Below are 18,559 nucleotides of genomic sequence, written 5' to 3' on the forward strand. Positions count from 1 at the left end.
CGGGAGGACGCTCCCCTGCCCGCCAACCGCCGGGGGACAGCTCTCCCGCCCTACCCGGGGCGTTCATTCCTGGCCCTCCTCCCACCGGCCGGTTAAATGAGGCGGGAAGGAGACGCGATGAGCGCTGAAGCCGACTACGAGCGGGAAATCCAGGAACTGAAGCGGAAACTCAACGCCGTCATCCTCGCTCACTACTACCAGGAGAGCGAAATCCAGGATGTGGCGGACTTCGTCGGAGACAGCCTGGCGCTCGCCCAGGCCGCGGCGAAGACGAAGGCGGACGTCATCGTGTTCTGTGGTGTCCACTTCATGGCGGAGACGGCGAAGATCCTCAACCCGACCCGCCAGGTCCTCCTGCCGGACCTGAAGGCGGGCTGCTCGCTGTCGGACCGCTGTCCCCCGGCCGCCTTCCGGGCGTTCAAGGAGAAGCACCCGGACCACTTCGTGGTGAGCTACGTCAACAGCTCCGCCGCGGTGAAGGCCATGAGCGACGTCATCTGCACGTCCTCCAACGCGGTGAAGATCGTCAACCAGGTGCCGAAGGACCGGCACATCCTCTTCGCCCCGGACCAGCACCTGGGCCGCTATGTGACGAAGCAGACCGGACGGGACATGGTGCTGTGGCCGGGCAGCTGCATCGTCCACGAAATCTTCAGCGAGAAGCGCCTGGTCCAGCTCAAGGTCCAGCATCCGGAAGCCGAAGTCGTGGCACACCCGGAGTGCGAGGAGGCCGTGCTGCGGCACGCGGACTACATCGGCTCGACCAAGGGGCTGCTGGACCACGTCCTCAAGAGCCCCAAGCGTGAGTTCATCGTCGTCACCGAGGCCGGCATCCTCCACCAGATGAAGCGCGGAGCGCCGGAGAAGACCTTCATCCCCGCGCCACCGGACAATGGTTGCTCTTGCAACGAGTGCCCGTACATGCGGCTCAACACCCTGGAGAAGCTCTACCGGTGCATGAAGGACCGGACGCCGGAGCTGACCCTGCCGGCGGACCTGCAGTCCGCGGCGCTGGCGCCGCTGCAGCGGATGCTCGAATGGTCACAGTGAGGCGGTGACGCACCGCGCCGTCTGTCGCAAGAGCGGCAATTCGTCTATCCCCTCGAATTCGTGCCTTGCGCCGGACCCGGCGCGGTGCGATTTGGAGCCTCGTGGGTTTCCGATTCCTCGCAATCCCTAGCCACCGCGTGGTGGCACATCCTCAGTCATTGCCCTCGGACGAGCGGCTCGAACCGGAGCTGCCACCGCTGCAGGAGGCGGTGGAGCGGGCGTTCGCGGGCGCCGAGTTCCGAGACATCAAAGCCAAGGACCGGTTGCGCGCCCTGCTCCAGGGCGACAAGGCCCCGCACCTGGGAAGCCCCGGGTCGGGCTTCGGTGCCTCGGCCGTCTTCGCCCAGCCTCCGCAGGATCTGCCCGCGCTGCTGCGGCTGGCGGATGAGCTGGAGTCGCTGGCGAGGCGTGAGGCCGGTGAGCGGGCACTCGTCTGGAAGTGCAGCGAGTGCAACGCGCGCTACGCCGTGCCCGTGGCGCTGGCCCGCTCCGTGTCCATCCGCTGCGAGCGCTGCGGCAGCCCCGTGGAGCTCAACCCCCAGCGCAGCCTGGGCGAGGAGTCGCTCATCGACCCGTTCCTGGGTGCGGTGAACAGCGCCCGCTACGAGCTGGCCACCTTCTTCCGCGAGGCCATGGCCCGCGGGTGGCCCGTGCTCGTGTCCACCGAGGACACCGGCTCCTGAGCCCGGCGCCATCGCCCTTCCGGGGCGAGGAAAGCCGTTCCTGAGTGGCGCTCGCGGCGCTACCGTGGGGCAGGTATGCAACGCGCCATCCTTCAGCTGCTGCGCTGCCCCCGGTGCCGGCGCGGCCGGCTGATGCCGGACCAGGACACCGCCGAGCTCGTCTTCGGGCCCCTGCACTGCACCGAGTGTCACGCGAGCTTCCCCGTCACCGAGGGAGTGGCGGACCTGGTGCTGGAGTCGGCCAACGCGCCCCTGGCACAGCGGGGCATGGAGCAGCGGCTCATCGCCCGCTCCTACGAGCGCTACGTGCGCCCCGCCCTCCAGCGCGCCCTGGCGGCCCCACCGCTGGACCGCGACAGCGAGTACCTGCTGTACCGCTCCCTGCTGGGCCACCCGGAGGCGCCCGTGCTGGACCTGGGCACCGGCACCGGACTCTTCGCCCGGCGCCTGGGGCGGGAGGCGGACCTGCCGCCCGTGGTGGGCCTGGATGTGTCCCGGGCCATGCTCGAGGAGTCCGTGGCCCTGGCCCGCGAGGACGGCGTGCGGGTGGACTTCCTCCGCGCCGAGGCGCCCTACCTGCCCTTCCTGGATGGCTCGCTGGGCGCGGTGCTGCTCGCCCACTCGCTGCACTTCATCGCGGACCTCGGCCGGCTGCTGCTGGAGGTGGGCCGCGTGCTGCGTCCGGGAGGACGCTTCGTGGCCAGCACCTGGATGCCACCGGGCCGGGCCACCGCCTTCGTCCAGCGCCGCGCCGGCCTCCACCCGCGCGAGGAGGAGGAGCTCCGGGACGCCCTGTCCGCCGTGGGACTGGTGGGCTTCGCCCGGCTGCGGCTGCCTCCCCTGCTCGTGGTGAAGGCCGAGAAGCCCCTCAGATGACGACGCCCGCCGAGGCGTCGACGCGGACCTCTCGCAGCTCCTGCGAGCCGTTCTCGGCCTCCAGCGACGGCACCACGTCCTGACGGGGCTTCTTGCACTTGGGGCACTCGCACGTGCCCTTCTTGCAGGTGCAGTCCGCCGCGCTGCCACACCGGCACTTCGCGGCGTGCTGCTCGCCCTGGCCGTCCTTCTTCGCCGCGGCCTCCTCCGTCCGGGCCGCCTGCTCCTGCCCGCCCGCCTCCACCGGCGCCGGCACGGCCTCCGCCGCCTTCCGGGCGTGGTGGCCCTCGCATGCTCCCGCATCGCCCGCCGTGAGCAGCACTCCGCCCACCACCGCCGCCGCCAGCGTCATCCCGATGCGCTTCATCTCGACGTACCTCCCGGGTGTCACACACCCGAATCCCTTCCGGCTATATCCCAGCGATTCCTCGCTGTCCAAACTGACGGACCGGCTCTGTCTACCCTCCCCAGGCAGGGCAGCCCTGCGAGCGTCTCGCGCGCCGTGCTCGCGACCGAAGGAGGCCCCACGTACAGTCCTCCCCACCCGTGTCCGCGCGAACCGATCGCCTCATCTACACCGCCGCCCTCGTGCTGGGCGTCCTGCCCCTGTGGGTGTCCTCGCACCTGCCCATGGTGGACCTGCCGCAGCACCTGCACCTCATCTCCGTCCTCCACCGGCTGGATGATCCGACCACCCTCTACCCCCAGATATTCACCGCGCGGCACGAGCTGACGCCCTACCTCGGCTACTACTACGCCGTCAGCGTCCTCAACTGGCTGCTGCCGCTGGACCTCGCCAACCGGCTCTTCCTCTCCGCCTACGTGGTGGGACTTCCCCTGTCGCTCGCCTTCCTGCTGCGCGCACTCGGGCGCCCCACGTGGCCCTCCCTGCTCGCCCTGCCGCTGGCCTACGGCGACAACTTCGGATGGGGCTTCGTCAACTACCTCGCCGCGCTGCCGCTGGCCGTCCTGTGCTGCGGCCTCTTCGTCCGCGCCCTCACCGACACCGGCCGGCGCCGCTCCTGGGCCATCGGGCTCGCCGTGGCCCTCGCCGCCGTCCTCCTCTTCCACGTGCAGGCATTCGCCTTCCTCGGCCTCGGCCTGCCCTGGTTGCTCCTCACCACGTCCGTCCCCGAGGACGCCGGCACCCGCGGACTCCTGGCCCGGTTGCGGCCCCGGCTGCCCGCGCTCCTGGGCGTGGTGCCCGGCGTGGCCCTCTTCCTCTCGTGGGTGGTGCTGCGCCTCGGCCAGCCCTCGGAGGTGGAGACCGGCGCCCCCTGGAAGGCCTGGGGCCCCATGCTGTCGCCCCAGAACCTGGCCTGGAAGAGCTTCGAGCAGAACCGCGCCGAGCTCCTCGCCGTGCTCGCCAACCTCCTCCGGGACGGCTCGGACCGCTGGCCCCTCTACGCCGTGGGCCTCGTGGCCGCATGCGCCCTCGTGCTGGGCGTGGTGCGCGGCGACTCCAGCGGCGAGAGCTTCGTGGCGCGCCTGCGCCTGCCGGGGCTCGTCCTCATCGCGCTCGGCCTCTACTTCCTGCTCCCCTTCGACATCCGCGGCTACATCTACTACCTGAACACCCGTTACGCGCAGCTCGCCGCCGCGCTCGCCGTCGCGAGCCTGCCCGCCGCCCGCCCCTCGCTCCGGCGCCCGCTGCTGTGGGCCAGCACCGCCTGCGCCCTGCTGCTCGCGCTCGTGCTGGGCCGCGGCTTCCGCGCCTTCTCCCGCGAGGCCTCCGAATGGGACGCCCTCGTGGAAGCCACCGCGCGCAAACCCCGGGTCATGGGACTCATCTTCGACGCCGGCTCGCGCGTGGTGCACCACCCCGTCTTCCTCCACAGCGCCGCGGAGCTCGCCCGCGCTCGCGGCGGCAGCACCAACTTCAGCTTCGCCCTCACCCCCCACTCGCCGCTGCGCTACCGCGGCACGCCCCCTCCCACCTTCCCCTCCGAGTGGCGGCCCCACGACTTCGACTACGCCACCCAGGGCAGCGCGTACGACCACTTCCTCGTCCGCGGCGTCCACCCCTCGCGCATCTTCGGCGCCAGGCTCCAGCAGGAGCTGGCCGTGGCCGCCCAGGCCGGAGACAGCTGGCTCGTGCGCCGTCGCTGAACGCTCGGGCCCGCCAAGTGTGGGCCAGTGGTCGCCTCCCGGCTCGCGAGGGCTCCCCCGGCCTCACCGCGCCGCGTGAGGTGCATTACATCCCGCTCCATGCCCTCCAAGAGCCCCCAGTCCGACCCGCGCACGCTGCTGGACGCTCTGCGCACCGGCACGCCGCTGTCCGACCTCCCCTCCGACGCCGTCCAGCGCGCCCGCTCGCTCGCGGCCGAGCCCTCCTCCGCCCCTCCCGCCGACGTCGAGTCCCTCCCTGAACCGCTCGCGCTCGCCCTGCTCGAGGGCTCCGTGCTCGCCGGCCGCCCCACCCTCGCCGAGGCGCTCGCGGGCTCCCGGAACAAGGCGCTCGCCAAGGCCGCCAAGAAGGCCCTCTACCGGCTGCGCTCACGCGGCGTGGAGGTCGCCGAGCCGGCCCGGCCCTCCGCTTCCGAGCCCTCGCGCCCCATCCCCACGGGCCCGGAGCCCCTTCCCGCCCTCCTCACCAGCATCGACGGCACTGGCGAGCGCGTCGTGGAGATCGCCCGCCCCCTGCGCGGTGGCGGGGTGGAGGCGGCCCAGTTCCTGTACTCGGACGAGCTCGGTGTGACGCGCATCCAGGTGACGGAGCTCAGCCGGGGCGAGTACCGCCGCGTGGTGAAGGAGGCCACCCGCCCCGGCCCCGATGCCGCCGTGGAGATTCCCCACGTCGAGGCCCTCGAGCGTCTGGCCGCCGCCGTCGGGTTGAACCTGCGCACGCGCACCGCCTTCCCGCAGGGGCTCGACACGGTGCTGCGCCACCTGGGCGTGCAGCCCCGGGACGTCCCGGTGGAGCTTCCCCCGCCCGAGCCCGAGGACGAGCGGCTCGCGCACGAGGCCCACAAGCTTCACGAAGAGCCGGAGCTGCGCGGCTGGCTGCCGCCCATGGCCGAGCTGGAGCGGCTGGCCTTCAAGATCGACGAGCTGGAGTCGAGCCCCCTCGCGCTCACCCCGGCGCAGCGCAACGAGGAGCTCATCCAGGCCACCCACGTCCAGGCGCACGCCTTCTTCGCGTCCCAGGAGACCCGCAGGCTCTACGCCCACCGCTTGTGGGAGATGGCGCTCCACCTCGAGCGGCTCGGGAAGGAGCAGCCCTCCCGGGTGGCCCGCGCCGAGGCCCGCCGGCTCGCGCATGGCCCCACCGAGCCCCCCTCGCGCTTCGCCGAGCGCCTCTACGAGAAGGCCCTGCTCGTCACCATGGCCGAGCGCACCGCCCCTTCTCCCCGGCAGCGGGGAGAGGCCCAGGCAACGTCACGCGCCGCCCAGCAGGAACAGACCCGGGAGCCGGAGACGGAGCGGCGCAGCCCCGGCGGCATCATCCTCCCCTGAAGTCAGGGGGGCACCCACTCACGCCGACACCCTCGCGCGCAGGAGCAGGTCCAGGTTCTCCAGCTCCCAGGCCTGGGCGCGAGAGAAGTCGTGGAACCGCCGCTCGTGCTCGATGAACTCGGGCGGGTGGATGCAGCGCCGCCCGTCCTCGCCCCGCCGCGTCCGGTACACGTGGTGCAGCATCTCGTGGAAGACAATCCACTCCACGAAGTAGCGCGGCACCATGGGCTGATCCAACGCCGGGTGGATGCGGATGACGCGCGAGTCCGCCGAGTACGAGCCCATCTTGATGCTCTTGCGCGGCCGGGTGACGCGCGGCGCCGGCCCGTAGGTGATGGCGGCGTCGATCCTCCCCCGGAAGTAGCGCTCGTTGAGCCGCTCGAAGATGCGGCCCAGGTCGTGATGCTGCCCCGCGGGCTCCAGGCGCATGCGCTTGCGCATCTGCGCCGGGGACATGCGGCGGATGAAGGCCTTGTTGCGCTCGATGAACCGGTCGAGCGTCGCGCTGGCTGACGGATCACCGGCACGCACGTAGTCGGCGAGCGCCTGGATGATCTCGTCCGACGACGTCAGGAACATGTGGTGCAGCCGCACCCGCCACAGTGCCCGGTGACGTTGAAACGTGAGCATCGTGTGCGTGTTGTCGTGGATCTCCACCGCCACCGGAGCCCTCAGCCGGGTGCGCAGCCGGCGTTCGAGCACGCGCCGCCAGACCTTCAGCAACCGATTGGGCTCGGGTGCGATGGGCTGCTCACGGGCAATCCGGCCCGCCGGCGAGCTCCGCTTCTTCGCCAGATTCTTCTTGTTCGCGCGTGCCATAGACGGGGGCCGATTCTAAGGACCCGACTGACACGTGTAAACGAGATGAGGGGGGCAAATCCCCTGGAATTCCAATGGCTTATATCCACTCCCGCGTACCCTCGCCCACTTGTCCGCTGGAGGGGGAGGCCAGCGCATATGGCCTCCGGGAAGCCCCTCACCGTCGGCTCTTCTGGGGGCAATCCAGCTTGCTCAGTTTGACGACAAACTGGTTCCGGGCGTTCTCGGGAAGCGTGAAGTCCTTGGAGTTCCAGGGTCCTTTGTTGGAGCAACGGACGCTGAACTGGATGATGCCGGGCGCCAGGCTCAGGGAGCCGTTGGGCTTCACCTTGGTGGCTCCCACCTTTATCGACATCCCACTCGGGGCCTTGAACACGACGCGAACCTCGGCGGGTGCCGCGGGGGGAGAAGGAGATTCGGCAGGTGGCTCTCCGGAGCCGGTGACCGCCGCATTGGCCGCCAGTCCGGCAGCCGTTCCAGCGGCCGGAGCCTCGGCATTCCCAGCGGCCAGGCTGCCGGGGCTCGTCCCGGTCGTCTCCTGTCCAGCCGGGGCCGTCCCCGTCGCACCGGGATTGGCCGGGGCGCTCCCCGTTCCCGGCTCGGCAGCGGGAGTCCCGGCTCCCGTGCCCGACTCGGGGGCGACGGCTCCGGGACCCGGCGCGGTTCCCGTTCCGGTCGACGCAGGAGGCGCGTCGGGGTGAGCGTCCCGGGAAGGATGAGGCGCTTCACTTCCTTCCGCGGCGGTCTCGGGGACGGGGCGAAGCGCGCGCTTGGGCGGAGGCGCGAACAGGAACAGCCACGCGGCCGCCGCGGCGCTCACCACGAGCAGCGTCACGAGGGCGACCAGCAGCAGACGCAGGCCACGGGATCTGCCACCCCTGACAACGGGAGCAGGCGCCCCGTCCGTCTCGGTGTACGTGTTCTCGTAGCCGGTGGTGGACTCGCCATCGTCCGGATCCTCCGAGGAGGGCACGGCGCGCGGCAGGTCATGCGTCGCCGAGATCTCGGAATCGGCCGCGGAGTCCTCGTCCCGGTACGCGAGCGGGGAACGCACGGGCGCCCGCTCGTTCAACGTGGCGGCCGTGACGGAGACGGACTGGGCTCCCTCCTCATCGTCCACCGGCGGAGCAGGCCGGCGCCGATCCGTCGCGGCCACGGGGCCGGAGGTCGTCGGCTTGCGCACGGGCGTGGGACGCCGGGGCGAGGCCACGGGCATGCGTGCCGGCCGGTCCTGCATCGTGGACTCGCTGGAGACGGTGCGGGGCAGGGGCCGGGACTCGGACGTGGGGGCACGTCCGGTGGGCAGGGTGCGGATGGCGGTGGGCTCTTCCTGATCCTCCTCGTCACCGAGCGCCGCGGCGGCGAGCAGCTCGCGCGGACGGGCCATCTCCGTGGCCGGCTCGGCGCCCTCGGGGTCCACTGCCATGGGCATGTTCTGCGCGCTGGGCCGGCGCGTGGGCCGGGCGGCGAGGCCCGCGGGCGGCGGCGTGGAGGCCGCGTCCTTGCGCCCGCTGGGGATGGGGACATGCAGGACGGTGCGCTCCTCCTCCTCGCCCAGCAACCGCGCGACATAGGCCTGCACGTCGTCGCTCTGCCGCATGGCGCCCGAGGCCAGCAGTGCCTCCAGGTCCGCCTGCACCTGCGCCGCCCGCTGGTAGCGCTGGTTGCGGTCCTTCACCAGGCACTTCATCACGATGCGCGACAGCTCCTGCGGGTAGCCGTCGCGGATGAGGTGGGGCGGCGAGGGGTTCTCGAAGCGGATGGCGTAGAGGATGGCCTCCGTCGTCGGCCGCGCGTAGGGCGAGCGCCCGGTGGTGATCTCATAGAGCATCACCCCCAGCGCGAAGACGTCCGAGCGGTGATCCAACCGCTCCTGCATCACCTGCTCCGGCGACAGGTAGAGGAACTTGCCCTTGATGACGCCCGGCTTGCTGCGCTCGGCGAGGGCCTCGGCCTTGGCGATGCCGAAGTCCACCAGCTTCACCGAGCCGTTGTAGGCCACCATCACGTTCTGCGGGCTGACGTCCCGGTGGATGAGCCCCAGGGGACGACCGTCCACGCCCTTGGAGTTGTGAGCATGCTCGAGGCCCGCGGCCACCTGGGCGCAGATGCGCGAGGCCACCCCGTAGGGCACCGCGGCGCTGAACTTCGCCTCCTCCGCGAGGATGCGCCGCAGGTCCACGCCCTCGACGTACTCCATCGCGATGAAGATGCTCTCGTTGATGCGCCCCAGCTCGAAGACCTGGACGACGTTGGGGTGGTGCAGCTGCGCCGCGATGCGCGCCTCGTCCAGGAACATCTGGACGAACTCCGGCTCCTCCGTCAGGTACGGGAGGATCCGTTTGATGACCAACAGCCCTGGCCGAGGAGGCTCCTGCGCGAGGAAGAGCTCCGCCATACCCCCCATGGCGAGCCGCTTGATGAGGAGGTACTTGCCAAAGGGGGTGGCAATCTGAGGAGAGTTCTCGGAAATGGGAGCCCCCTGAAGTCGTTCGTGCGAAGCCCGAGGTGCTTCCCGAGCTTACCTGGAATCACCACCTGGATGGTGGGGTGGAAACCAAAGGTGGGATACCAGACCCGGCGGCTGCTCGGCTACCCGCCTGAGCCCTGAATTCCGGCATCCCACACGCCGGCGAGATCCCTGTCACAGTTCTGGGGGTACAGGACATGGGTGAACCGGTTGCCCGGACCCCCGTCCGCTGGCTCCGTCCCGGGCACCCCGCCATCGCTCGCGCCCCCGGTGCACTCGCCGATGCCCCCATCCCGGCAGGGAACAAAGGTGTAGGTATCCCACACACCGCGGATGCCCTGGGGGAAGACCACGCTGCCCCCATCCCCACGCACCAGGGCCTGCCAGTCACAGCGCGCCGGGCCTCCGTCCGTGGGGCTGGCCCCGGAGGTGTTCTGGCTGCTGACCAGGATGCCCCCCGAGACCTCGAAGCCGTAATAGACGGGGTCCTTCGGATCGGCCGACTCGCGGTGGAAGGCGCGAGGCGTGGGGTCGGTCAATTGGAGCGGCCCGGGAACGTACACGCGCGTGCCGAGCAGCCCCGGATTGGGACGGCCGAAGCCCCCATCCGCGTTGCCGAAGCCCGCGGCGACGGTGTTGTCCGCGGGCACCGCCAGGGTGCCGATGGGGTGGATCTCCAGCGTCCCGGACTGCCCACCGAAGGCGCGCTGACTGCCGAGGTGCGTGCGGTAGCCCGTGAACGGCTCGAGCCCGGACGCGGCCTGCATCCACCCCGTGAGGTCCACGCGCTGGCCCACCTCGGGCAGGAAGTCCACGGGCAGGTCCGTCCAGTCCTTGTGCACCCAGAGGCCCTGCATGGGACGCGCGGGGTCCACCACCCAGAAATGCGCACGCACCTGCTCCTCGCCGTTCTGGACTCGGTGCGCCACGTCCGCGAGCGTGTGGATGACCACGCCCTCGAGCAGCACCCGCGTCTGCCCATCGAAGGGGGACTTGCGTGCCTCGGCGATGGCCATCACCACGGGAGCGGGGAGCGTGCCGCCATCGGCCTGCGTCCCGGCATCGGACCAGGTGCCGGCATCTCCCACCGCGCCCCCATCCGCGCTGCACACGCCGGTACAGCCCGGCTTCGGGCCCGCGTCGACGCCGCCCATTGGATCCCATCCACCGCACCCAGGGACCAGCGCCCCCGCGGCCGAGACCAGGGCCGCCGCGCCGAGAAGCTTGCGCAGAGCAATCACGGTGACGTTCTCCTGTGGATTTTCCGGCACGAGACTCCTAGAAGTCCCGCTTCGCCGGTCTCGTCTGCCGGGTCTTATACCGGCGGGCCGTGAACCCCGGCAAGGAAGGGTCCCCGGCCTTTCGCCGCTCGGCCCCCAGCCCGGAGAACGCTCCATGCCGCACCCCAGGCACCCCTACTTCCGCGGCCTCTCCCCCACCCTGCACATCTCCCACCGGGGAGGCTCACTGCTCGCGCCGGAGAACACCCTGGCCGCCTTCCGCATGGCGGTGGAGCGCTACCACACCCAGGTGCTGGAGACGGACGTCCACCTCACCCGCGACGGAGAGCTGGTGGTGGCCCACGACGACACCCTCGAGCGGTGCACCAACGGCGTGGGGAACGTCGCGGACTTCACCCTGGCCGAGCTCCAGCGCCTGGACGCCGGCCATACCTTCACCCCGGACGGAGGCCACACCTTCCCCTTCCGGGGCCAGGGCGTGCGCATGCCCTCCCTGCGCGAGCTGCTGCGCGCCTTCCCGGGCCTGCGCTTCAACATCGAGGTGAAGCCGGACGTGCCGGGCATCGAGGACGCCTTCTTCCAGGTGCTGCGCGAGGAGGGCGCGCTGGAGCACGCGTGCGTGGGCAGCGAGCTGGACAGCGTGGGCGAGCGGCTGGCGCGGGCGATGCCGGACGCCTGCCACTTCTACCCGCGTGACGCGCTGGCCTCCTACGTACTCACGGTGCGGGCGGGCGAGCAGCCCCCGGACGACCCGCGCTACACCGTCCTGGACATGCCCCTGTACTTCGGCGACGTGCGCCTGGTGGACGAGGCCCTCGTGCGCGCGGTGGAGGCCCAGGGCAAGTGGCTCAATGTGTGGACGGTGGATGACCCCCGGGAGATGCGCCAGCTCGTGTCGGAGGGAGTCGGTGGCATCATGACGGACAGGCCGGACCTGCTCCGCCAGGTCTTGGACGAGCGACGAAACCCGCGTTAAGCCCTTTCCCGTATGCCCCGCTCTCCCCAGCGCAAGCGCGCACCGAAGGCAGCGACAGCTCCCAACGCCGCACTGACTCCCGCCGCGCCCGAGCCGGCCGAGGTCTCTCCCCCGGCTCCGGTCCCCGAGCCCGAGGCCCCCGCGCGCAACACGGTGCGCCGCCCGCGAGCCCCTCGCGGCAAGCGCTTCGTCGCCCTGGCGGGCAACATCGGCGCGGGGAAGACGACGGCCGCGAAGATCATCAGCCAGAGCTTCGGTTTCGAGCTCTTCGACGAGCCCGTCATCGATAACCGCTTCCTCAAGGACTACTACGCCAACATGGGGCGGTGGTCCTTCACGCTCCAGCTCGAGTTCCTCATCCGGCGCGTCGAGCACCATGAGCTCATCCACTCGGTGAAGAAGAGCTGCGTGCAGGACCGCACGCTCTACGAGGACCCGGAGATCTTCGCCAAGTACCTGCACGGCCTGGGGCACATGACGAACAAGGAGCTGGACCTGTACTTCGAGTACTTCCAGCGCATGACGCGCACCATCGTGCGTCCGGATCGGGTCATCTGCTTCGACGTGCCCACGGTGGACGTGCTGCTGGGGCGCATCCGCGAGCGCGGCCGCGAGGAGGAGAAGGGAATCGAGAAGGGCTTCCTGCGCGGGCTCAACGGCTACTACGCCACCTTCCCCATGGTGCTGCAGAACAAGTACGGCGTGGACTGCCTGGTGCTGGACGTGACGAACCAGGACATCCGCACCGGCCGGGGACGCGAGGAGTTCCTCGACCGGGTCTCCACCTTCCTCGCCTGAGGTCCGACGTGCCCGAGCAGTCCGAGCTCCCCGCCAAGAGTCCCCGCGATTCCGAAGTGGTGATGACGCAGATGATCCTCCCCTCGGACGCCAACCCGGTGAACGCGGCGTTCGGCGGCAAGGTGATGGAGTGGATCGACGTCTGCGGAGCCATCGCCGCCCAGCGCCACTGCCGCCAGGTGGTGGTCACCGCCTCCATGGACGACCTGCACTTCCACGCCCCCATCAAGGTGGGCTGGAACGTGACGCTGCACTCGCGCGTCATCGCCACCTTCCGCACGTCGATGGAGGTGGGCGTGACGGTGACGGCGGAGAACCCGATGACCGGGGACAAGCACCTCACCACGAGCGCCCTGCTGACCTTCGTGGCGCTCACGGCGGACGGCAAGAAGGTGCCGGTGCCGCCGCTGAAGCTGGAGACGGAGCAGGAGCACGAGGCCTTCCGCGAGGCCGAGCAGCGGCGCCAGGACCGGCTCGCGCGCAAGCAGACGAGCCTCGCCTGGCAGCGCGTCATCAAGCCCGGCGCGGCGGGGTAACGAAAAAGGGGCGAGGGGCGCTCCGTGTGGAGCGGCTTCCCTCTCCCCTGGAACCACCGTCACGGCGCAGGGCACCGTGACGAGCGGGTTCATCTCAGGTCGTGAACGAGGTCCCGCAGCCGCAGGACGACTTGGCGTTCGGGTTGTTGAACTTGAAGCCCGCGCCCGTCACGCCCGATACGAAGTCGATCTCCGTGCCGGAGAGGTACTTGCTGCTCAGCGCGTCCGTCGCGATCTTCACGCCATCCTGCTCCCAGGTGACGTCGCCGGCCTTGGTCTCGCGCACCAGGTTCAGGTCGTAGCCCAGACCGCTGCAGCCCGCCGGCACCACGCGAATCGAGAAGAAGTAGCCCTGGAAGCCCTGGTCCTGGACGACCTTCTTCACCTGGGCCACGGCGGCCTCGGTGAGCTTCACCGGGTGCGAGGGCGTGCCCTGGGGAGCGGGAGTCGTCTGAACGGGGGTGGTCGTCGTATCCATGTGGGTCGGTCTCCTAGAAGGCGCCTTATAACGCCGGGCGCCGAAATTGCCATCCATGCCCGTGGGATCCCGGGCCGGCCGGACCCGTCTCCAGGGTACGACCTGCATCCACCCACGGAATCTGTCCCGTCATGAAGGTGGGGCCAGTGCCGGAACCACGCACTGGCGCCCCGATGTCCTCGGGTGAACCCATGGAGCGCCCAGAGCCAGCTCTCGAGTGCCAGGCCGCACGACAGGGCGCCGAGCGCCCCGGATCCTCCCGTACGTCCGGGAGCACCCACCGGGCCCCCTCATTGTCGAAGGAAAATCCCGCCGGGCACGCGTTATACGGTTGCCCCCATGACCGCCACCTTCCGCGAGTTGCTGTCCGCCACGAAGAAGGAGATCCGCGAGGTCTCCGTCGAGGACGTCAAGCGCCTGCTGGACTCGCGTGCCCCCGTGAAACTCATCGACGTGCGCGAGGGCGACGAGTACGCGGGAGGCCGGCTGCCGGGCGCGGTGCACATCCCCCGGGGCTACCTCGAGCTGCGCATCGAGGAGAAGGCCTCGCGCGACGAGGAGCTCGTCCTCTACTGCGCTGGAGGCACCCGCTCGGCGCTGGCGGCTCGCACCCTGCAACACATGGGCTACACGCGCGTGGCCTCGCTGGCCGGCGGCTACAACCGCTGGAGCGACGCGCACTACCCGGTGGAGAAGCCGGTGGTGCTCACCCCCGCCCAGAAGGAGCGCTACCGCCGCCACCTCATCCTCCCCGAGGTCGGTGAGGAAGGGCAGGCGAAGCTCCTCAAGTCCAGGGTGCTGCTGCTCGGCGCGGGCGGGCTGGGCTCGCCGGCCGCGCTCTACCTCGCCGCCGCGGGCGTGGGCACCCTGGGCATCGTCGACGCGGACGTGGTCGACCTGAGCAACCTCCAGCGCCAGGTGCTCCACACCCACGAGCGCGCCGGCCAGCCCAAGGTGGAGAGCGCCCGCGCCACCCTCGAGGCCCTCAACCCCGACGTGAAGGTGGTGCCCTTCCAGGAGCGCCTCACCTCGGAGAACGTGCTGCGCATCCTCGAGGGCTTCGACCTCGTGCTCGACGGCGGGGACAACTTCCCCACCCGCTACCTGCTCAACGACGCGTGCCTCATCCAGGGCAAGCCCAACCTCCACGGCTCCATCTTCCGCTTCGAGGGTCAGGTCACCACCTTCGTCCCCGGCCAGGGCCCCTGCTACCGCTGCCTCTACCCCGCCCCACCGCCTCCCGAGCTCGCGCCCTCGTGCGCCGAGGCCGGGGTGCTCGGCGTGCTCCCCGGCATCATCGGCCTCTTCCAGGCCAACGAGGCCCTCAAGCTCATCCTCGGCGTGGGCGAGCCGCTCGTGGGGCGCCTGCTCACCTTCGACGCGCTCGGCACCCGCTTCCAGGAGCTCAAGCTGCGCAGAGATCCCCACTGCCCTGTCTGCTCGCCCGGGGCGAAGGTGGAGCTCATCGACTACGAGCGCTTCTGCGCCTCTTCCGCCTGAATGGAGACCCTCGTGCCCATCCCGGAGATCGACCCCTCCACCCTCGCCTCCCAGCTCTCCGGCCCGCCCGAGGCGCGGCCCATGCTGCTCGACGTGCGCTTCCCCGAGGAGAATGCCTACGTGGCGCTCCCGGGCTCGGTGCTCATCCCCCTGCCGGAGCTGGACGAGCGCGCGGACGAGCTGGAGGCCTTCCGGGGCCGGCCCGTCGTCGTCTACTGCCACCACGGCGTGCGCAGCCTGGACGGCACCGCGTACCTGCGCTCGCGCGGCCTGGACGCGGTGTCCCTGCGCGGGGGGATCGACCTCTACTCCCGCGCCGTGGACCCGAGCCTGCCGCGCTACTGACCCGCGCTACCGGAGGTACGACGACAGGTCCACCGTCTTGTCGGTGATGTCGCGGGCCTTCACCTCGACATCCACCATCACCGGCTCCTTGAGCGACCCGCTCTGGAACACCAGGTGGTGCGTGCCCTCCACCAGCTCCACCTTCAACCCGGGCTGGTAGAGCGCCAGCTTCTGGCCGTCACGGTAGATCTCGATGCCCGAGACGTTGCGCGGCACCAGCTTGGGCCGGAAGTAGCCCATCTGGAAGTTGCGCTCGATCGTCTTCGTCTCCTGGGGCTCGCCGAAGGGCACCTCGATCTCGTCGTGGATGCCCTGCTCCTTGTTCTCCAGGATGAGCGTGTCCTGCACGTGCGCCCCGCCCATGCGCTGCAGCGGCGTGTAGCCGAGCACCGTGATGGGCTCGGAGCTGCGGCACCGCGCGCTGTGCCTCACGGACACCTGCACGCGCTGGTTGGAGGTGACGTTGAGGTAGATGCCCTGCCCGTCCATGGCCGAGCTGCCGAGGATGTCCAGCAGCTGGTGGCGGAAGATGACCGCCAGGCCCACCACGGCCAGCGCCACGAACGCCCCGAGCAGGTTCTTCAGCGGAGGCAGTGCACGGCCCTTCGCGGCGGCGGGCTTCGCCCTGGCGCCGGGAGCACTGACGTCCTCGTCCTCCAGCTCGTCCGCCGCCCCCACCATGGAGGTGCGCCGACGAGGGGCCACGGGCGGCTCGGGCATCTCCGCGCGGCTGGTGGTGCGCCGCCGGGGGGGTTGCTCGGTCTGCTGCTGCTGGGCGGAGGCGGCCACCCCTGTGCGCCTGCGAGGGGGCTCGGCGGGCTCCGGCGGGGGCGGCAACATCGTGCGCTCCGGATCCTCGTCCTCCTCGATGGGCCGGGGGCGCGGGTTGGCGGCCGCGGCACCGCGAGTGAGCCGGGGCTGCGGCACTTCCGCGTCCGCCGCCGGCTCACCTGCCCGGGTCCCCGAGCGCCGCATGGCGGGGGACTCGGTGCCCGTGCGCCGCGGAACGGGCGCCTCGGTGTTGGTGCCCCGAGACACCTCCACGCGGCTGGGTGTACGCGCCACGGACGTGGCGCCAACGTTGGTCCGGCGCGGCGCCTCGTTGCTCGTGCGGCGGCGGGGAACCTCCGTGGCCGGAGGCGCCTCCCACTCCTCCACCTCGGGCGTGTCGCTGGTCATCGGCAGCGTGGCCGACTCGGTGCGCTTGTTGACGACCCCCGCACGAGTCCCCGTACGCCGCTGATTCGGCATCTCGCCCGGCGGCGCCTCCCAGCTCATGTCGACGGCGGAGGTGCTCGTCTGGTTGGAGGCGGCACGCGGCTCGACGCGCGAGCTGCTGCGCTGTGGCGGAGGCGGCTCCTCGGGCGGCGGCTCCGGCGCCACCGGCATCGCCGACATCGACTCCTCGCTCCGGGGCTCCGGATTGCCGCTGCGCTTCTCCTCGTCTAGCCGGTCCGCGAAGAGCGTCTCCATCAGCTCGGAGATCTGCACCGAGCCGGCGACCCACCGCTGGCTGACGAGGAACTCCTCCAGCGCGAGCTGCAACTGGCGCGCGTCCCGGTAGCGATCGTCCGCGGCCTTGGCCAGCGCCCGCATCACCACCGAGTCCAGCTCCTCCGGCACCTCCGCCACCTGCGAGGGCGGCAGGATGTTGCACTCGAGCGCGGCCTGCAGCGTGCCCAGCTCCGACTCGCGCTTGAGCGGACGGGTGCCGGTGAGCAGCTCGTAGAGCACCAGGCCGATGGCGAAGATGTCCGCGCGGCTGTCCAGCGCCTTGCCCGCGGCCTGCTCCGGCGCCATGTACGCGAACTTGCCCTTGATGGCGCCCGACTTCGTCAGCGACGCCTGGTCCGCCGCCTTGGCGATGCCGAAGTCCACCAGCTTCACCGAGCCATCGAAGCTGATGAGGATGTTCTGCGGCGAGATGTCGCGGTGCACCACCTTCAGCGGGCGGCCCGAGTCATCCGTGCGCGTATGGGCGTAGTAGAGGCCCTCGCACGCCGAGGCCACCATGCGGATGGCGAGCGGCCGGGCGATCCACCCCCCGGCGTTGTACGCCTTGCGCATCACCCGCCCGAGGTCCTCGCCGTGGATGAACTCCATGGCGATGAAGTAGGTGCCGTTGGCCTCGCCGAACTCGTACACCTGCGCGATGTTCGGGTGGTTGAACTTGGCGGCGATCAGCGCCTCGTTGCGGAACATCTCCACGAACTCGCCGTCCTCGGCGAGGTGGGGGAGGATCCGCTTCACCACCACGTTCTTGGCGAAACCCTCGATGCCCTTCTGGCGCGCAAGCCAGACCTCGGCCATGCCACCAGTGGCGAGCTTCTTGATGAGCTGATATTTGCCGAAGAGTTGAGGGTTCATCCCGGGTTGCTCGCCGGGGGGAGCAAGCGCGAAGTGGAAGACGTCAGGGCGTTGCATCTTAGGCGACGTACCAGGGCGAGGCAAAGACGGCCCGTGAGAATCCGCTGGTTCCCTCTGGTGACCGGCCTGTTGCTGGCTACCGCCGCCGCGGCCGACCCTCCTTTGCCCAGGGCGCCCACCGATAAGATCGACATCGAGGTCCATGAAGACGCGCTGGAGTTGTCCTGGTCGGACACCGAGGAGCGCCTCCAGGGGAGCATCCTCCCCGCCGTACCTCGCGAGGGCCAGCCCCTTCGGGTCAACCTCCAGGTGGGCAGCTTCGAGGGCGCCCCCTTCGAGGGCCCCCTCATCCTCACTCTGCGTGAAGCAGGCGCCAACCACGGACAGAGCCTCACCGTGCCGCGCACCAAGGGACACTGGGAGGCCACCTTCACCCCCGAGCACGACGGCCCCTACCTGCTCGACATCAGCTTCCGGACGACCCGGCACAAGTCGCTCCATGCGGCCTTCGAGGTGGCCACCACTCAGGTGCCTCGGATGATCGGCTGGGGCGTGCTCGGGCTGGGGTGCCTGGCACTGCTCGGGTACACCGTGCGCAGTCTCATCAAGGGGGATCAGCCGGAGGAGAGAACCCGGCCCCTGCCCGCGGATGAGCCGGCACCTCCGGAAGAGACGCCCTCCGCTCCGGCGGCCGCGACGCCGGTGGTGGACACGCCCCCCGTCCCCGGAACCGAAGCCCCGCCCGCCACCGAACCTCCGGCGGCGCTCACCCTCCCCGCCCCCGGGTCCGAGGCGCCTCCGGTGCCTCCCGCCTCGCCCCCTCCGGCCGAGCCTCCAGCCGTGGGCGCTGCTCCTTCCTCCTCCACCCTGGTGGAGGCTGAAAACAAGCCCCCCGCGGACCAGTAACTTCGACAGGCCGCCCGCCACCCTCGTGTGGAAGTTTGCTTCCCTTTGACGCACGGGG

At 70.6% G+C, this 18,559-nt stretch carries 17 protein-coding genes; 11 read left to right on the plus strand and 6 right to left on the minus strand.

Annotated features, from left to right (window positions below):
- Window positions 1-117: 117 nt before the first annotated feature.
- The 3 genes from nadA to DAT35_RS44625 all read left to right on the plus strand — a co-directional run bounded on the left by nadA (window position 118) and on the right by DAT35_RS44625 (window position 2,609).
- The gene (nadA, locus tag DAT35_RS44615; protein ID WP_108075423.1) at window positions 118-1,050 is read left to right on the plus strand and encodes a quinolinate synthase NadA; all 933 of its coding nucleotides are present in this window, start codon (window positions 118-120) and stop codon (window positions 1,048-1,050) included.
- Window positions 1,051-1,151: 101 nt separating this feature from the next.
- Complete coding sequence (locus DAT35_RS44620) at window positions 1,152-1,733, plus strand: hypothetical protein (protein ID WP_108075424.1); 582 nt, start codon at window positions 1,152-1,154, stop codon at window positions 1,731-1,733.
- Between the two features lie 75 nt (window positions 1,734-1,808).
- Window positions 1,809-2,609 (plus strand): class I SAM-dependent methyltransferase, encoded by an 801-nt coding sequence (locus DAT35_RS44625; protein WP_108075425.1) that lies wholly within the window; start codon window positions 1,809-1,811, stop codon window positions 2,607-2,609.
- On the opposite strand, the gene DAT35_RS44630 is transcribed toward DAT35_RS44625, so the two are convergent.
- Window positions 2,602-2,976, minus strand: a complete 375-nt coding sequence (locus DAT35_RS44630) for a metallothionein (protein ID WP_108075426.1) — start codon at window positions 2,974-2,976, stop codon at window positions 2,602-2,604. The two genes, DAT35_RS44625 and DAT35_RS44630, sit on opposite strands and share 8 nt — an antisense overlap.
- Before the next feature lie 179 nt (window positions 2,977-3,155).
- Here DAT35_RS44630 and DAT35_RS44635 point away from each other — a divergent pair, with 179 nt between their 5' ends.
- Both DAT35_RS44635 and DAT35_RS44640 read left to right on the plus strand, forming a co-directional pair.
- Complete coding sequence (locus DAT35_RS44635) at window positions 3,156-4,718, plus strand: hypothetical protein (RefSeq protein ID WP_108075427.1); 1,563 nt, start codon at window positions 3,156-3,158, stop codon at window positions 4,716-4,718.
- Between the two features lie 99 nt (window positions 4,719-4,817).
- Window positions 4,818-6,065, plus strand: a complete 1,248-nt coding sequence (locus DAT35_RS44640) for a hypothetical protein (protein WP_108075428.1) — start codon at window positions 4,818-4,820, stop codon at window positions 6,063-6,065.
- An 18-nt stretch (window positions 6,066-6,083) separates the two neighbouring features.
- On the opposite strand, the gene DAT35_RS44645 is transcribed toward DAT35_RS44640, so the two are convergent.
- The 3 genes from DAT35_RS44645 to DAT35_RS44655 all read right to left on the minus strand — a co-directional run bounded on the left by DAT35_RS44645 (window position 6,084) and on the right by DAT35_RS44655 (window position 10,595).
- The gene (locus tag DAT35_RS44645) at window positions 6,084-6,884 is read right to left on the minus strand and encodes a hypothetical protein (RefSeq protein ID WP_233262076.1); all 801 of its coding nucleotides are present in this window, start codon (window positions 6,882-6,884) and stop codon (window positions 6,084-6,086) included.
- A 157-nt stretch (window positions 6,885-7,041) separates the two neighbouring features.
- Window positions 7,042-9,291, minus strand: a complete 2,250-nt coding sequence (locus tag DAT35_RS44650; protein WP_108075429.1) for a serine/threonine-protein kinase — start codon at window positions 9,289-9,291, stop codon at window positions 7,042-7,044.
- 185 nt (window positions 9,292-9,476) lie between these two features.
- Window positions 9,477-10,595, minus strand: coding sequence for a hypothetical protein (locus DAT35_RS44655; RefSeq protein ID WP_146210131.1), 1,119 nt, complete (start codon window positions 10,593-10,595; stop codon window positions 9,477-9,479).
- A gap of 154 nt (window positions 10,596-10,749) precedes the next feature.
- Between DAT35_RS44655 and DAT35_RS44660 the strand changes: the two genes are divergently transcribed.
- The 3 genes from DAT35_RS44660 (at window position 10,750) to DAT35_RS44670 (ending at window position 12,905) form a co-directional block, all read left to right on the plus strand.
- Window positions 10,750-11,571, plus strand: coding sequence for a glycerophosphodiester phosphodiesterase (locus DAT35_RS44660; protein WP_108075431.1), 822 nt, complete (start codon window positions 10,750-10,752; stop codon window positions 11,569-11,571).
- Between the two features lie 12 nt (window positions 11,572-11,583).
- Entirely contained in the window at window positions 11,584-12,369 is a 786-nt protein-coding gene (locus tag DAT35_RS44665) for a deoxynucleoside kinase (RefSeq protein ID WP_108075432.1), read from the plus strand.
- Between the two features lie 62 nt (window positions 12,370-12,431).
- Complete coding sequence (locus tag DAT35_RS44670) at window positions 12,432-12,905, plus strand: acyl-CoA thioesterase (protein ID WP_108075480.1); 474 nt, start codon at window positions 12,432-12,434, stop codon at window positions 12,903-12,905.
- A gap of 94 nt (window positions 12,906-12,999) precedes the next feature.
- Here the strand turns inward: DAT35_RS44670 and DAT35_RS44675 are convergent, their stop codons facing one another.
- Entirely contained in the window at window positions 13,000-13,383 is a 384-nt protein-coding gene (locus tag DAT35_RS44675) for an iron-sulfur cluster assembly accessory protein (protein WP_108075433.1), read from the minus strand.
- 339 nt (window positions 13,384-13,722) lie between these two features.
- Between DAT35_RS44675 and moeB the strand changes: the two genes are divergently transcribed.
- Together moeB and DAT35_RS44685 are read left to right on the plus strand one after the other, a co-directional pair.
- Window positions 13,723-14,883 carry a molybdopterin-synthase adenylyltransferase MoeB gene (moeB, locus tag DAT35_RS44680; RefSeq protein ID WP_108075434.1) on the plus strand — a complete coding sequence of 387 codons (1,161 nt, stop codon included), beginning with the start codon at window positions 13,723-13,725 and terminating at the stop codon, window positions 14,881-14,883.
- 12 nt (window positions 14,884-14,895) lie between these two features.
- On the plus strand, window positions 14,896-15,228 hold the full coding sequence (locus tag DAT35_RS44685; protein ID WP_108075481.1) for a rhodanese-like domain-containing protein: 333 nt from the start codon (window positions 14,896-14,898) through the stop codon (window positions 15,226-15,228).
- Window positions 15,229-15,234: 6 nt separating this feature from the next.
- Here DAT35_RS44685 and DAT35_RS44690 read toward each other — a convergent pair whose 3' ends face one another.
- Window positions 15,235-17,595: a protein kinase gene (locus DAT35_RS44690; protein ID WP_108075435.1), complete on the minus strand. Its 2,361-nt coding sequence runs from the start codon at window positions 17,593-17,595 to the stop codon at window positions 15,235-15,237.
- Window positions 17,596-17,688: 93 nt separating this feature from the next.
- Here DAT35_RS44690 and DAT35_RS44695 point away from each other — a divergent pair, with 93 nt between their 5' ends.
- On the plus strand, window positions 17,689-18,501 hold the full coding sequence (locus DAT35_RS44695; protein WP_108075436.1) for a hypothetical protein: 813 nt from the start codon (window positions 17,689-17,691) through the stop codon (window positions 18,499-18,501).
- Window positions 18,502-18,559: the final 58 nt, after the last annotated feature.

Origin of the sequence: Vitiosangium sp. GDMCC 1.1324, from assembly GCF_003044305.1 — a bacterium.
In the GTDB taxonomy this organism is placed as follows: Bacteria; Myxococcota; Myxococcia; order Myxococcales; family Myxococcaceae; genus Archangium.